This window comes from Rhodobacter sp. P1_C2 (assembly GCF_056406375.1).
This window is the reverse complement of the sequence record NZ_JBFUAG010000011.1, coordinates 53,900-68,282: the sequence shown is the minus strand read 5'-3', so window position 1 is coordinate 68,282 and position 14,383 is coordinate 53,900. Positions and strand designations below refer to the sequence as shown.

The following is a 14,383-nucleotide window of genomic DNA, read 5'->3' as shown; positions in this document are numbered from 1 at the left end:
GCCGCCCTTCCACAGATTCTGTCAGTTGGAGGATTTGACCCCCGGTGCCGCGCCCACCACGACGAAGCTGAGCTTGTCGGGCGTCAGCAAGGACTTCGCCACCCGGTTCACATCGGCCAAAGTCACCGCCTGAACCTTGGCATTGCGGGTTTCGGGGTAATTCGCCGGCAGGCCGAGGATCTGCATCCCCACCAGGATCGAGGCGATCCGGCGGTTGCCGTCAAAGCGCAGCGGATAGGCGCCGGTCATGTAGGTCTTGGTATCGTCCAGCTCTTTCTGGGTCACGCCATGCGCCGCCACATCGGCCCAGACATCGCGGATCACCTGGATTGCCTCGGCCGCCTTGGCGTTGGAGGTCGCGACCGAGCCTTGCAGGATCTCGCCATGGTCAAAGCTCGCCAGCGACGTGTCGATGCCATAGGTCAGGCCGCGCTTCTCGCGCACCTCGTTCATCAGGCGCGAGGAGAAGCCGTTGCCGCCGAGGATCTCGTTCAGGGCGGTGGCGGCGAAGTAATCCTTGTCCTCGAACTTGATGCCAGCCTGATAGAAGCTGATCGCGGTCTGCGGGCCGGGGAAGTCCTGCTGGGTCACACCGCCCTTGGTCACAGCCACCACATCGCCGGGCTGCGGCGCGCCGGTGGCGGGAAGGTCGGACAGAAGCTTGTCGAGCAAAGACCCAAGATCGGCGGCAGAGATATCGCCGGCGGCGGCCACATAGATCCGGTCGCGGGCGATGGCGCCGTGATAGGCGGCCAGAATATCGTCGCGCGTCAGGGCCTTGACGCTGTCCATCGTGCCGTCGCCGACGGTGCCATAGGGATGGTCCCCAAAGGCCTCTGCCCGCAGGATATTGCCGGAGATCGCATCGGGGTCCTTGGCATCGGCCGCCAGCCCCTGCAGGACCTGACCGCGCACCCGCTCCACCGCGTCGGCGTCAAAGCGCGGTTTGGTCAGGGCAAGGTGCAGAAGGTCCATCGCCTTGTCGCGATTCTCGGTCAGCATGCGGGCCGAGACGCCCACACCGTCCTGATCGGAGTCGAAGGTGAAATCGGCGGCCAGCGCGTCGCGGGCGGCGGCAAAACCCTGGCTGTCGAGGTCACCCGCACCCTCCTCGATCAGGGCGGTCATCAGGTTGGTGGCCCCCCGCTTGCCCGGCGCATCGAGCGAGGTGCCGCCCTTGAAGCGGATGCTGAGCGCGGTGAAGGGGATGTCGTGGTTTTCCACCAGCCAGGCCTTGATCCCGCCGGGCGAGGTCACTTCCTGAATCTTGATCTCGGCGCCAGCGGGAAGCGCCAGCAGCAGAAACCCGGTGAGAAGCGCCAGCGCGCCGGTTCTGATCCTGAAAGCAGCGGTCATTGCGCGGTCTCCTCTGTCGTCAGCCAGCCGGTCACGGCGTCGCGCTTGTCCAGCACCTTCTTCGCGGCGGCCATCACGTCTTCGGGGGTGACGGCCTGCAGGGCAGCGGGCCAGTCCTGCACATCCTGGATCGTCAGCCCCGAGGCCAGCGCCATACCATATTCATGGGCGAGGCCCTGGGTGTTGTCGCGGTCATAGACCTGCTGCGCCGCCACCTGCGTCTTGATGCGGGCAAATTCGTCGGGGTCCACACCGTCCTTCATGAATTTGGCCAGAACCCCGTCCATCGCCTTTTCAGCATCGCCAAGGCTGACGCCATCGGCGGGCACCACGACGAGGCCGAAGGTCGTCTCGTCCAGCGAAACGCCATCATAATTGGCAGAAGTATAGGTGGCGAGCTTCTGGTCGAACTCCAGAGCCTTCGCGAGGACCGAGTTGGTCCGGCTGCCGCCAAGAAGCTGGGCCAGCATGGTCAGGGCCGCGGCCTCTTTCTGGTCGCCGGGGTTGCGTTCCGGTGCGAGGTAGCTGCGCACGACATAGGGCTGGGCGACGCGGTCGTCGGCCAGGACAAGGCGACGCTCGGCCAGTTGCGGCGGCTCGGTCGGGCGGATGCGGGGGTGGATCTTGTCCGAAGGCGGGATCGGGCCGTAGTTCTTCTTGGCCAGGGCCAGCACATCCTCGGGCTTCACATCGCCGGCCACGACGAGAATCGCGTTATTCGGGGCATAGTTGGCGTGGTAGAAGTCCAGCGCGTCCTGACGGCTCAGCTGCTCCATCTCGTGGCGCCAGCCGATCACCGGGATGCCGTAAGGGTGGTTCATGTATTGCGCGGCGCTCATCTGTTCGTTCAGAAGCGCGCCGGGGTCGCTGTCGGTGCGTTCGGTACGTTCGTCGAGGATCACCTGGCGTTCGGTATCCACATCCTTCTCCGTCAGGTTCAGGTTGTGCATCCGGTCGGCTTCCATCTTCATCACCAGACCCAGCCTATCCGCCGCAACCCGTTGGAAATAGGCGGTATAATCTAGCGTGGTGAAGGCGTTGTCCGACCCGCCCTGCGCCGCCACGATCTTCGAGAACTGCTCGGGCGGGATTTCCTTGGTGCCCTGGAACATCAGATGCTCCAGAAAATGGGCGATGCCGGAATGGCCCGGGCTCTCGTCCGCGGCGCCGATCTTGTACCAGACCATATGGACGACGACCGGCACGCGGTGATCCTCGATCACCACGATATCCATGCCATTGTCGAGCTTGTAGGTCGTGACCTTGTCGGCCAGCGCCGCCCCGCCCATGAAAAGCAGCGCCAGCGCCGCCCCACAAAAGGCTTTGAGGCCGAACCCTCTACGCATTGAAATTGGACCCATCGCGACCTCCTGCTGGACACCAAGCTAACCCAGAGGGGGTCAGGCGCAAGCCCAGGCCACGCGGTTGTGACCAGGGGTGAAGCGCGCCGTTTTCAGAGGCTTAGCCTGCGCAGTCTAGCGCTTGGACTTGACCGGCGGCGGCGAGGAGGGTGTGGGCACACCGGCCGCGCGCCAACGCGCCTGCTCGGCATAGGAATCAAGCCACATGTCCTTGTAGGCCGCGAAATAGGTCGTCAGGCCGAAGGCGCGTTCCAGCAGCTTGCCGGGGTGACGCTTGCGACGCGCCAGATCGTCGGCGGCCATCGATTCGCGGATATTGGCCGTGCCGCCATGACGGTCGGCATAGTTCACCAGTCCGGCATCGGCGGCGGGGATGCCGCCGGCCGCACGAACCTTGCCGCCCAGGGCCGCCACGGCATCATCCATCGGGTGCTGATCGGTCAGGTTGCTGCCGCCCGGCGTGGGCTGCGGCAAGGCCGTCAGGTCCGCCGGCATGGCCAAAGCCTTCGGCGGCAGCAGGGAAAACTCGTCCGGGCCATCGGTGGTGGAACGCAGGTTGTACAGATGTGGCGTGCGATTGCCCCCACCGCAGGCGGCAAGCACCACCAGTGCCAAGCCCGCCATTGCGAGACCGATCCGTGCCTTCCGCATTCCGCCCGACCCTTGCACCGTTGTATCCATCTTGCCGTCCTGACAGGGCTTAACGCAAAGACGCGGCCTCGTCACGGGGTCTTTCGGCGTGGCTTGATCTTGTTGGGCGTCTTGCCGCCCGCAAAACCGGTAAACAGCACCAGACCCAGCGCCCCGAAGAAGATCGCCACATCGGCGACGTTGAAGGCAAAGGGATTATCGATGCCGCAGCAGGACATGTTCAGGAAATCGGCCACCGCACCATAGGCGATCCGGTCGATCACATTGCCCGCCGCACCGCCGATCAGCAGGCCCGCCGCCACCTCGGCCTTCCAGCCCGACTTCTCGCGCCGGACCCAGATCCAGACCCAGGCCGAGATCACCACGGCCACCCCGATCAGCAAAAACCGCCCGAGGTCCGAGCCCTGCGACAGAAGGCCGAAGTTCATCCCGTAGTTCCAGGCCATCCGGAAGACGAGGAAGGGCGGCAGCACGTCATACTCGACCCGGTTGACCAGATCCAACCCGAAGACCACGGCGATCTTGGTGATCTGGTCGAGGGCCAGAACGCAAAGTGCGACAAGGGGGATGGTGGGAAGCTTCATCTCAGTGCCGGAAATGCCGCTGACCGGTGAAGACCATGGCCAGGCCCGCCTCGTCCGCGGCGGCGATCACCTTGTCATCATTCATCGAGCCGCCGGGCTGGATCACCGCCGTGGCCCCGGCCTCTGCCGCGGTCAGCAAACCGTCCGGGAAGGGGAAGAAGGCATCCGAGGCGACGACCGAACCCACGGTCGGGCTTTGCGCCAGGCCCAGGACCTCGGCCATGTCGCCGGCCTTGCGCGCGGCGATCCGGGTCGAATCGACCCGGCTCATCTGACCGGCACCGATGCCGACGGTGGCGGCATCCTTCACATAGACGATCGCGTTCGATTTCACATGTTTGGCCACGGTCCAGGCGAACATCAGGTCCGCCATCTCGGCCTCGGTCGGCTTGCGCTTGGTCACGACCTTCAGATCGGCGGCGGTGATGCCGGCAAAGTCGCGGTCCTGCACCAGGATGCCGCCCGCCACCTGTTTGAAGGCCATTCCCGGCGCCTTGGCATCGGGCAGGCCGGCAGTGGTCAAGAGGCGCAGGTTCTTCTTGGTGGCGAAGATCGCCTTGGCCTCGTCCGAGGCGCCGGGGGCGATGACGACCTCGGTGAAGATCTTGACGATTTCCTCTGCGGTTTCGGCGTCCAAAGGCTGGTTCAGCGCCACGATCCCGCCAAAGGCCGAGGTCTGGTCGCACTGGTAGGCGCGCAGATAGGCCTCTTTCAGCGTGGCTCCCTTGCCGACACCGCAGGGATTGGCGTGCTTGATGATCGCGACGGAAGGGTCTTGTCCCGCAAACTCCGCCACCAGTTCGAAGGCGGCGTCGGTGTCGTTGATGTTGTTGTAGGACAACTCCTTGCCCTGCCATTGTTTCGCCGTGGCCACGCCCGGGCGGTTGGTGCCATCGGTGTAGAAGGCGGCACGCTGGTGCGGGTTTTCGCCATAGCGCATGCCCTGGGCGAACTTGCCGGCAAAGCTGCGGTTGCGCGGGAAGGGCTCTTTCAGCTCGCCCGCCATCCAGGAGGAGACCGCCGCATCATAGGCCGCCGTCTTGGAATAGGCGGCCAGTGCCATCTTCTGCCGGAAGGCCAGGCTCGTCGCGCCGTCATTGGCCTTCAGCTGATCGACCAGTGCTGCATAATCGGCGGTATCGGTGATCACCGTCACGAAGCGGTGGTTCTTCGAGGCCGCGCGGATCATCGCCGGACCGCCGATGTCGATATTCTCGATGCAGGTGGCATGGTCGGCGCCCTTGGCCACGGTTTCCTCAAAGGGGTAGAGGTTGCAGATCAGCAGGTCGATCGGCTCGATCCCATGCGCGGCCATCGCCAGAAGGTGTTCGTCATCGTCGCGCAGCGCCAGCAAGGCGCCGTGGATATTGGGGTGCAGCGTCTTGACGCGGCCATCCATCATCTCGGGGAAGCCCGTCACATCCGCCACATCGCGCACCTTCAGCGCCGCCGCCCGCAGCATGTTCGAGGTGCCGCCGGTCGAGATCAGCTCGACCCCGTAGCCTGCCAATACCCGGCACAATTCGATCAAGCCGGATTTGTCCGAAACCGAAATCAACGCACGGCCGATCGGGACGAGATTTGTCATGGCGGAGCCCCCTCGCTGGATGTCAGATCTGGCTGGCGGGATCTTCCCGCTCCAGATCGCGGATGGCCAGCGGAGTATCCTGTGCCTTGGCCAAGGTCCACCCCAACTCGGTGTCGAAATCCTGCGCAAGGCCGGAAAGCACGATTTGCAGGCTTTCGCGCGGGCGCAATCGGGTCTTTTCTAGGTAGATGGAGGGTTCGAGGGCAAGTTTCGCATGGCCGTCATGGCGAAACACCCAGATCTCGCCGCTTTTGAGCGCGAGCGAGACGGCCGTGCCGCCCATGTCCAGCCGGGTTTCGACATCGGGATGGATGTGAAAACGGACGGCAAACTTGACGCCCTGCTCGCGGCTGGTCGTCATCACCCGTTCAAAGCGGCGCTTTTCGGTGGCGTTGATCGCGGCCAGACGGTCGATGCCTTTCAGGTGACGGCCGTCATTGGTCAGCATCAGGTCGCGGATATGGCTCAACCCATGGGTCTTCGACCAGCCGTCCTGCGCGATATGGACGCCCGCACCATTCTCGCCCGGCAGGACGCGCAGGGTGGTGACATCGGCGCGTTCGGCAAACTCCCCCGCCCCGCTGCGCCCGAGGCGCGAGGAGGAATAGCCCTCGATCGCCAGCGTCGAATGCGAGGCCGTGGCCCGCCCCGCCTGCCGCCACTCCTGCCCGAAGGCCAGACCCGACCCGCAGGACACCACCACCGGGCGCCGGCCCGAGGTCAGCTCGAACCCATTGGTCGAAGCATGGGCCAGTGGCCCAAGCGGCGGCGGTTCGGCGTCGAGGATGATCGTGGTCCGCCCGCCGGTCAGCCTTGCAAAGCCCATCGCCATCCCGGCAGAGGGCATCGGCCGCACCCCGGCATGGGCCAGCGCCGCATCGAGCCGCCCCTCGGCGCCCCGCCCGCCGCCGTGAAAGCGGGCAAGGCCGCCATCGGCATGGCGGAGCGCGCGCAGCACCGGGGCCACCCGTTCGATCGCCTGCTGGTGTTCCGCCGTGGCCATCCGCCCCGCTTCGCCCAGCGCCTGTTGGGCCCAGGTCAAAAGGGTGAAAATCTCCAGCAATTCCTCGGGGTTGCGACTGGCGATGCCGCCGCCCATGTCGATCTCGGTTTCCACCTCGGCCGCAAGCCCCCGCTGGGCCGGCTCGACATGCGGCTCCATGCCCTCCAGCACCAGGGCGGCGATGATCTGACCGGTCAGCGCCTCGATCCGCGGCAGGCCGGGCGTGGCGGTCTTCCATCGCTGGGCCAGAAAATGCAGCTGGGTCGACAGGCTCGCCAAAAGGGTGGGGGTCTTGTCGGCGGCGGTGTCCTGCAACAGCATCGGCGCATGGTTGATCCAGCGGATCAGGCGGCGGCCGATCAGATCCGGCTGCCAGCCCGCGCCCCGCCCCGCGCCGAAACGGGCGATCCAGTCGAAGGTCCAGTCCTGCGCCCTGTCCTGAGCCCTTGCGTCGCCCAGCGCGGCCAGATCCTCCAGCCAGGCAAAGCCATGCACCTCATGGCGCAGCGCGGGGTCGGCAAAGGGCACATCCCAGATCGCCACGCCGGGGCTTTCGACCACCGTCGCGCCCGAGATGAAATTGCCCACGACCAGCTGCTTGCCCCGGGCATAAAGCCCGATGGTGCGCGGTTCGGGCTGGCTGAGGAAATCCCTGGCCACATGCGCCTTGCGCGCCCGCCAAAGCAGCCAGCGGTCACGCCACCCGCCTGATGTGCGCGTCTGTTCGCGGCCCTCGGCCATGCTGATCTGCCCTGCCTCTTGCCCGTTTCTGGGTCATTTCGATCCGAGCATAGCGAAAGCCCCCCGCCCTGTCATCCAAGGCGGAGGGCTATGGCGGATTCAGGCGATGTGGTCGATCCGTTCCATATATTGTGCCAGACCGCGCACTTGCCCCAACCACTTGGCGATCAGCTTGGCATCATGCGGGGCGGCATGGACGCCGACCGGGATCTCATGTGCCAGGAGCGATTCCACCGCGAAGGAGACCGGCGAGGACACCAGCCGCGCCATCGCCGTGCCGCGCGCATCGCCCCAGGCATCCATCGCCCAGGTCTCGTGGAAGACGATCCGCCCCTCGCGTTCAGCCTTGAGGGAGACGAACAGGATCACCCGGTCCGGCTCGCCCGGCGCATAGGAGTTCTCCTTGACGAACTCCGCCGCCATTTCGGCCAGCCGCGCTTCGCCGGCCGAGCCTTCCAGCGTCTCGATCTCGCGGAAGACCGGGGTCCAGGCCTCGGCCCAGCCGTTCAGACGGATGGTGCCGCGGACAAAGTCCTTGACCTGCCAGTCCTTGTCGAAGCGGTAATCCTCCATGAAAGGATAGCTGTCACGGTTGGGATAGACCTCGAAGCTTTCCGGAATCGGCAGGGGCGCGTCGTAAGAGGTGATCGCATCCCAGGGCCGCGCCACCCGCAACTCGCTGAAATTGCGCAAGGACCGCGAGGGCGAGCGCAGCGCCTTCAACACGCCCAGAGGCGCCCAGCTGAACTTGTAGCGGAAGGGGTTCGGGATCTTCGGCACGCCGCCGCAGTAGGAGACGAAGCTCAGCACATTCTGCGCGTCATAACCTTTAGAGGCGCGGTAGCGCGCCACCAGATCATGCGCCATCAGATGGTCGATGCCCGGGTCCAGCCCGCATTCGTTGATGGAAACCAGACCCTTGGCGCGGAACGCCTCGTCCAGCGCCCGCATCTCGGGCGAGATATAGGAGGAGGAGACGAAATGCGCCCCCTTGGCCAGGCAAGCCATCGCGATCGGCACATGGTGATCGACTGTCAGCATCGAAATCGCAATGTCGCCCGGCTGCAGCGCCGCCGTCAGCGCGTCGAGCGCGTAGGGGCGGATGTCCTGCGTAAGGTCGCCCACCGCCTCGATGGCCTTTTCGACCGTGCGGTTCCAGACCACGACCTTGTGGCCCGCTTCGATCAGCCGCCGCAATCCCGGCGCCGAGGACAGGCCCGTGCCACACCAGTGAATTGTCATGTCGTTCTCCTCAGATAAAGGCGAGATGGCGGTCAAACTCCGCCTTGGCGCGGCCCCAGACGCCTTCATCGAGGCGGGCCAGCGTCAGAAGCGAGGGCAAAAGCTGGGCGGCGTAATCCTGCGAGGATTCCACCGGCAGCAGCGAGGGCAGATTGTCGATCGCCGTCACGTCCAGCGGCGGATGCTCGGCCACCCGCAGCGCCGGGGCGTCCCAGTCGGTGGCGCGGTCATAGACCTTGATCGGCGAGAAATCCGAGGTCGGGTCGCAGGCGATATCGCCGATCACCGTCAGACGGCGGGCGTCGGTCTTGGCCGAGGCCGGCACGAAGACCGGGCAGCCCATCTGCGCGAGGATGCAGTTGAGAAAGATCTCGTGCTGCAAAACCTCAGGGAAAGGCCCGCCCGAGGCGGTCTCGGCCATGTCCCATTTGGTGACCCCTGCCCCCATCGCGGCCAGAAGATCGGCGGCCCCGGTGCCGACCCGGCCCAGGGCGCCGATAATCAGCGCATCGGGGCGCGAGAGGCCCGAAAGCTCCGCCTTCAGATCGGCCAGAAGTTCGGTCTTGCCCGCATAGACCGCGACCGGCCCGCAGATCTCGCCCCGCGCCTGTGCGGCCCAGCATTTCAGCGCGACCGCGGCGCCCGCATAGCCCGCCCAATAGCCGAAGGCCGCAACCCGGCGGCCGTTTTCACCCACCAGATATTCCAGATCATAAAGCGTGCCGCCGCCCGCCTTGAAGCGCGAAAGCAGCACCTGCCCCGCCGGTTGGCCCTTGTAGGCATGGCCGAACATGATGTGGCGATGGGTCAGGGGCGTGCCATCCTCGGGCAGTTCCTTCAGCCCGAAGATGATCGCGTCTTCGGGGGCAAAGGGCCAAAGGTTCTCGGCCACGATCTCGCAACCCGCCCGCAGATAGCCGTCGATCGGGATGGCCCGGACATGGCTTTCCTCGACGGTGACGCGGATGCCGGCCTTGATCAGGGCCTCGGCCCCCTCGGGCGTCAGGCCGACACGTTCCTCATGCGGCCGCTGTTCGGCGCGGACCCAAAGATGCACCATGGCGCTCTCCTCTTTTGCCCCTCCATATCAGACTGAGGCCGCAGGACCAGTCCCCGAAACCATGCGGGAGGTGAGAGCAGGCGCGTGACGCCTTGGCTACGGCGGTGCGATGCCGGGCAACGTGACATGAAAGACGGTGCCCCCGCCCGGCGCGCCGTCACACCAGATGCGGCCGCCATGACGCGCCGCGATCTTGGCACAGGTCGAAAGGCCAAGCCCGGTACCCGCGAAATCCTCGGCCCGATGGAGGCGCCGGAAGGCGCCGAAGATCTTTTCGCGATGTTCGGGGCTGATGCCGATCCCGTTGTCGCGCACCGAAAAGACCCAGGACCCTTCCGCGTCCTGCCCTGCCGAAATCTCGACCCGCGGGGCGCCATGGGTGCAGAACTTGATGGCATTGGCGACAAGGTTCTGAAAAAGCTGGGTTATCTGCGCCAGACTGCCCTGGATCGCTGGCAAGTCCCCGACCTGCACCACGGCGTTCCTGTCGCGCAACTCCAAGGCGAGGTTGGCCAGCGCCCCCTGCACCGCCTCTGCCGCGGGAAAGCGGGTGAAATCGGCGGGACGGTCCAGACAGATATATTCCGTCAGGCTGGCGATCAAGCTGGAGGCGCGGCCGCTGACCTTCTTGAGGTCGTCACCGCCGCGGCGCACCTCGCCCATCTCGTTGGCGGCAATATCTTCGACGATGCAGTCGGCCAGAAACTCCATCGCGCGGATTGGCGCCCGCAGGTCATGCGCGAGGGTATGGGCGAAATGCTCCAGCTCCTGCCTTTGCTCCTCCAGCCGCGACCGCGTCGTCGCGAGTTCGATGCCATGCGTGATGATGCGTTCCATCGCCTCGACCGTGATCTGCGATTTTGCGATATAGTCGATGGCACCGCCGCGGATGGCATCCTTGGCGATGGCCTCGTCTCCCTGCCCGGTGGCCATGACCACCGCCGCCCGCGGCCAGCGCTTGCGCAAGGCGGCAAGCGAGTCGAGCCCGGTGCCCCCCGGCATCAGATGGTCGAGGATGATGCAATCAGGGGTGCCGGAGAAGCTTTCCGCCTCGGAAGGGCTGGTGGCTTCGGCCAGGACGAAGGGCGTCGGGGCACCGCGGATCAGGCGCCGCAGATGCTTGCGGTCCCCCGCGTCGTCATCGACAAGCAGCACGGTCAGGACTTTGGCTTGCATCAGATCACCTTCCAAGATCCGGCATTGCGACGATGTTCCAGAAGCCGTCGAGCATCCGGATGATCGCCAGAAAGTCGCTGCCGGCCTCGTCCTTCACAAGATAGCCGGCAACATTGTTGTCATACGCCAGGTTGATGTCATCCGGGCTGCGCGAGGTGGTCAGCATGAAGACGATGGCGCGGTGCAGGCCCGCATCCGCCCGCAGCGCCGCGACAAATTCGTGACCGTTCATCCGGGGCATGTTGATGTCGACCAGAAGGACATAGGGCGCTGCGACCCTGTCGCTGCGCAAGAGGTCAAGCGCCGCCAGCCCGTCCTTGGCGCGCAGGATCGGATTTGCGACCTTGGCACTGTCGAAGGCGCGGCGGATCGCCTTGGCGTCGCCGTCGTCATCCTCGACAAGCACCAGATTGAGCGGTTTGGACCCCGGCTTTTCGACGCGAAGGTTCATGCGGCAAAGTCCCGCATCCGGGCGGCCTCAGGCTGTTTGGGCCAGGTGAAGCGGAACAGGCTGCCGCGCCGGCCATCGGAGTGGAGCGTGATCGTGCCGCCCATGACCTCGATGTTCTTGCGCACCATGGCGAGGCCCATGCCGCTGCCCTCGACCTCATCGCGGGGCCTGAGCGTCTGGAACATGCCGAAGACCTTCTGGTGAAATTCCGGCGCGATCCCCGGCCCGTCATCCTCCACCGCGAATTCATAGCTCTCGCCCAGATCGGCCAGCCGCACCCAGATGGTGCCGCAAGCCCGGTCATGGTGTTTGGCGGCATTGGTGATCAGGTTCAGCAGGACATTGCGGATCGGCATGCGCGGCAGATGGATGGCGTCGATGGCCGGATCGACCACCAGTTTGAAGGGCGCAGGCAGGCCAGCGAGGTCGCGCACATCCTGCATCAGATCCGCCCCCGAAACCGCCGTGGTGGCCACCTCGCAGCGGCCGATGCGCGAATGGGCCAGCAGATCCTCCAGCAACCGGTTCATCCGCCGGACCCGATTGCGCAACAGCGACAGGCTTTCGCGGGTGTCATCGGTGAGGAAGGGCGCCAGATCCTCCTCCAGCCATTTCGAGGCATTGTCGATCACACGCAGCGGTGCCTTCAGGTCATGCGAGGCGACATAGGCAAAGCCGTCCAGCTCCTCGTTCGAGCGTCGCAGCGCCTGAAGCACCGCTTCGGTCCGCTGTTCGGCCTGCCTGCGCTCGGTGATGTCGCTGACCACGCCGACAAAGCGCAATTCGCCGCTGACGATGAAGTGGCCAAGGGTGATCCCGACCGGAAAGGTGCCGCCATCCCGCCGCAGGCCGGTGACATTGCGGTTGCGCGACGGCGGCGCGCGGTTGATCAGCGCGGCGGTGTTGAGGTGGTGCCCCTGTTCCGCCGGAAACAGCCCCGGCATCAGCCGGTTCAGGGGTTGCCCGACCAATTCATCCGGCCGGTAGCCGAACATCCTGCCCATGGCGCTGTTTGCCAGGCAGATCGTCCCATCGGGGGTCACTTTCACGATCCCGTCCGGCACGTTTTCCAGGATCGCCGAGGCGCGGCTCATCTGTTCCGAGATCTGGTCGGCCAGAGTGCTGAAGGAGATTGCGAGCCTTCGCACCTCCTCCGGCGTGCTTGGGCCATAGCGGCTGGGCAGATCGTCGATCCGGCCCGCCTGCACGGCCAGAACAAGATCGCCCAAGGGCCGCAACAGGCGGTGGACCGTAAAGGCCGCGACAGCCGTGGCAATCAGGATGATAACCATGTCGACCAGAACCATCCACCAGAGAGAGCCTGCGCCCTGCGGCAGCTTGCCGCGCGAGACCAGAACATCCTCTTTGGTTGAAACGTTGAGGGGTGTGCCTTCCGCCACCGGGCCGATCACGCCGGGATAGTCTGCGCGGATGATGATGAAGCCGCTTTCCACGTCGTTCGGGGTCAGGATGAGCCGGTCGCGCCCCTCCGGCTGGTCTTTCGGGACTATCACCTCTGCAGCCAGAGGGCTCAAAAGGTTCTGCACCGCTTCGTTGCGCGAAAGCTGGACCGCGTCGGACGCCATCAAATCATGGGCGGCGCGCAACTTGTCTGCCGCGATGGTGGGCTGGGCGGCAAGATCGCCCTGATGCGGCAAGTTCCGGGACAGAAGGACGTCAGCGCTGGCAAGAGCCAAACCGAGGATCAGACCGAAAGCCACCGTGGCCAGGACGATTCTGGCCTGAAGTTTTGCTGGGAAAAGACCGCGGACCGGCATCTTCGGGTATTTCTCCTCGCCGCACAGCCATACTGGAGAGGGCCGGAGGGGGCCGGTCCCTGTGCGGGTTCTGCGCGCTCACTCTGGCAAGCAAAGGTGAACAGGCGTTTAACCGCGCTGCGAGACCGGCGCGGAACCGGGATTTTCTCGTAACAAATTGATTTGAAACGACTTCATGCCCGGGCCTCGCCGCCGCCACCAGGTGACATCGCCAAGCGGCAGGCGTCCTTCGATCCGCCATCTGCCGGGATGCGAGCGCGTCGGCGGATGTTCAAGTCAAATCTTCACCAAAACCGCTTTACTTTCTTACTTCACGATTTATAGATTATTTGTAAAGCTAGAGGACAGAATCACATGCTCGGACAACGCTTCGCCACGCGGATCAATTCGTTTGCCTCCAATGCCGCCAGCTACTGGCCGAACCAGCAGGGCAAACCTTCGCTGCAGCAGATGGTGGCGCGCGCCGCGACGGTCGAGGGGCTTTCGGAGCTTGACCTCAACTACCCCGATCATGTCGGCGCCAACGCCGCCGAAGTGGCCAAGGCGGTGCGCGACACCGGCCTTTCGGTCAGCGGGCTTGCGATGCGCTACTACACCAATCCGGCCTACAAGCGCGGCGCCTTCACCAACCCCGACCCGGCGGTCCGGCGCGAGGCGATCGACCTGACCAAGCGTGGCATCGATGCGGCGCGTGAGATGGGGGCGCCGATGATGACGCTCTGGCTGGGCCAGGATGGTTATGACTATGCCTTCCAATGCGACTACACCGCGCTGTGGGAGGCCGAGATTGCCGGCATCGCCGAGGTCTGCGCGCATGACCGCGACTGCATGATCTCCATCGAATATAAGCCCAATGAACCAAGGTCTTACAGCCTTTTGAACGATGCCTCGACCACGCTTCTGGCCATTGCCGAAGTGGGGGCGGCCAACCTCGGCGTCACCATCGACTTCGCCCATTCGCTTTACGCCGACGAGCAGCCGGCCTTTGCCGCCGCCCTGATCGCGCGGAAGAGCAAACTGCTCGGCCTGCATCTGAACGACGGCTACGCCAAGCGCGATGACGGGTTGATGGTTGCCTCGGTCCACGAATTCGCCACGCTGGAATTGCTGCGCGAAGTGCACCGCGCGGGTTTCGACGGTGCGATCTACTTCGACACTTTCCCCGACGCCTCCGGGCTGGACCCGGTGGCCGAATGCGCCGCCAACATCCGCACCGTCCGCCGCCTTCTGGCCGGCGTTCACGCCATGGAGGGCGACAACCGCCTCGCCCATGCGCAATCGGCGCAGGACCCGGTGATCGCCCAGGACATCGCGCGGCTTGCCGCGGCCAAAGGGGCGCTGGCCGTCTGAACTTTACTGAATACCATCAAGTCGTGTTGAAAAAGGGAGGAT

General features: G+C 65.0%; 12 protein-coding genes. 1 reads left to right on the top strand and 11 read right to left on the bottom strand.

The annotated features are described in order from the left end of the window. Positions 1 to 21: 21 nt before the first annotated feature. From AC1DZT_RS18395 to AC1DZT_RS18345, 11 genes are all read right to left on the bottom strand, one after another. Positions 22 to 1,356, bottom strand: coding sequence for a M16 family metallopeptidase (locus AC1DZT_RS18395; protein ID WP_478008105.1), 1,335 nt, complete (start codon positions 1,354 to 1,356; stop codon positions 22 to 24). Further along, positions 1,353 to 2,717 carry a M16 family metallopeptidase gene (locus AC1DZT_RS18390; protein ID WP_478008104.1) on the bottom strand — a complete coding sequence of 455 codons (1,365 nt, stop codon included), beginning with the start codon at positions 2,715 to 2,717 and terminating at the stop codon, positions 1,353 to 1,355. The genes AC1DZT_RS18395 and AC1DZT_RS18390 overlap by 4 nt, the downstream gene beginning before the upstream one ends. Before the next feature lie 114 nt (positions 2,718 to 2,831). Next, the gene (locus AC1DZT_RS18385; protein ID WP_478008103.1) at positions 2,832 to 3,368 is read right to left on the bottom strand and encodes a DUF3035 domain-containing protein; all 537 of its coding nucleotides are present in this window, start codon (positions 3,366 to 3,368) and stop codon (positions 2,832 to 2,834) included. 71 nt (positions 3,369 to 3,439) lie between these two features. Further along, the gene (lspA, locus tag AC1DZT_RS18380) at positions 3,440 to 3,952 is read right to left on the bottom strand and encodes a signal peptidase II (protein WP_478008102.1); all 513 of its coding nucleotides are present in this window, start codon (positions 3,950 to 3,952) and stop codon (positions 3,440 to 3,442) included. A gap of 1 nt (position 3,953) precedes the next feature. Further along, positions 3,954 to 5,540: a bifunctional phosphoribosylaminoimidazolecarboxamide formyltransferase/IMP cyclohydrolase gene (gene purH, locus AC1DZT_RS18375; protein WP_478008101.1), complete on the bottom strand. Its 1,587-nt coding sequence runs from the start codon at positions 5,538 to 5,540 to the stop codon at positions 3,954 to 3,956. Between the two features lie 22 nt (positions 5,541 to 5,562). Further along, positions 5,563 to 7,284 (bottom strand): heparinase II/III family protein, encoded by a 1,722-nt coding sequence (locus AC1DZT_RS18370; RefSeq protein ID WP_478008100.1) that lies wholly within the window; start codon positions 7,282 to 7,284, stop codon positions 5,563 to 5,565. Positions 7,285 to 7,383: 99 nt separating this feature from the next. Next, positions 7,384 to 8,526 (bottom strand): saccharopine dehydrogenase family protein, encoded by a 1,143-nt coding sequence (locus AC1DZT_RS18365; RefSeq protein WP_478008099.1) that lies wholly within the window; start codon positions 8,524 to 8,526, stop codon positions 7,384 to 7,386. A 10-nt stretch (positions 8,527 to 8,536) separates the two neighbouring features. Then, the gene (locus AC1DZT_RS18360) at positions 8,537 to 9,586 is read right to left on the bottom strand and encodes a saccharopine dehydrogenase (protein WP_478008098.1); all 1,050 of its coding nucleotides are present in this window, start codon (positions 9,584 to 9,586) and stop codon (positions 8,537 to 8,539) included. 96 nt (positions 9,587 to 9,682) lie between these two features. Beyond that, entirely contained in the window at positions 9,683 to 10,762 is a 1,080-nt protein-coding gene (locus tag AC1DZT_RS18355; protein ID WP_478008097.1) for a sensor histidine kinase, read from the bottom strand. Between the two features lie 4 nt (positions 10,763 to 10,766). Continuing rightward, complete coding sequence (locus AC1DZT_RS18350) at positions 10,767 to 11,213, bottom strand: response regulator (RefSeq protein WP_478008096.1); 447 nt, start codon at positions 11,211 to 11,213, stop codon at positions 10,767 to 10,769. Beyond that, entirely contained in the window at positions 11,210 to 12,991 is a 1,782-nt protein-coding gene (locus AC1DZT_RS18345) for a sensor histidine kinase (protein WP_478008095.1), read from the bottom strand. Before AC1DZT_RS18345 ends, AC1DZT_RS18350 begins: the two co-directional genes overlap by 4 nt. Positions 12,992 to 13,345: 354 nt before the next feature. On the opposite strand from AC1DZT_RS18345, the gene AC1DZT_RS18340 reads away from it, so the two are divergent. After that, positions 13,346 to 14,341, top strand: a complete 996-nt coding sequence (locus AC1DZT_RS18340; protein WP_478008094.1) for a sugar phosphate isomerase/epimerase family protein — start codon at positions 13,346 to 13,348, stop codon at positions 14,339 to 14,341. The last annotated feature ends 42 nt before the right edge of the window (positions 14,342 to 14,383 follow it).

Excerpts from the sequence above, each read along its gene's own strand:
- AC1DZT_RS18395 (WP_478008105.1), bottom strand. The coding sequence starts at position 1,356 with ATGACCGCTGCTTTCAGGATCAGAACCGGCGCGCTGGCGCTTCTCACC.
- AC1DZT_RS18390 (WP_478008104.1), bottom strand. The coding sequence starts at position 2,717 with ATGGGTCCAATTTCAATGCGTAGAGGGTTCGGCCTCAAAGCCTTTTGT.
- AC1DZT_RS18385 (WP_478008103.1), bottom strand. The coding sequence starts at position 3,368 with ATGCGGAAGGCACGGATCGGTCTCGCAATGGCGGGCTTGGCACTGGTG.
- lspA (WP_478008102.1), bottom strand. The coding sequence starts at position 3,952 with ATGAAGCTTCCCACCATCCCCCTTGTCGCACTTTGCGTTCTGGCCCTC.
- purH (WP_478008101.1), bottom strand. The coding sequence starts at position 5,540 with ATGACAAATCTCGTCCCGATCGGCCGTGCGTTGATTTCGGTTTCGGAC.
- AC1DZT_RS18370 (WP_478008100.1), bottom strand. The coding sequence starts at position 7,284 with ATGGCCGAGGGCCGCGAACAGACGCGCACATCAGGCGGGTGGCGTGAC.
- AC1DZT_RS18365 (WP_478008099.1), bottom strand. The coding sequence starts at position 8,526 with ATGACAATTCACTGGTGTGGCACGGGCCTGTCCTCGGCGCCGGGATTG.
- AC1DZT_RS18360 (WP_478008098.1), bottom strand. The coding sequence starts at position 9,586 with ATGGTGCATCTTTGGGTCCGCGCCGAACAGCGGCCGCATGAGGAACGT.
- AC1DZT_RS18355 (WP_478008097.1), bottom strand. The coding sequence starts at position 10,762 with ATGCAAGCCAAAGTCCTGACCGTGCTGCTTGTCGATGACGACGCGGGG.
- AC1DZT_RS18350 (WP_478008096.1), bottom strand. The coding sequence starts at position 11,213 with ATGAACCTTCGCGTCGAAAAGCCGGGGTCCAAACCGCTCAATCTGGTG.
- AC1DZT_RS18345 (WP_478008095.1), bottom strand. The coding sequence starts at position 12,991 with ATGCCGGTCCGCGGTCTTTTCCCAGCAAAACTTCAGGCCAGAATCGTC.
- AC1DZT_RS18340 (WP_478008094.1), top strand. The coding sequence starts at position 13,346 with ATGCTCGGACAACGCTTCGCCACGCGGATCAATTCGTTTGCCTCCAAT.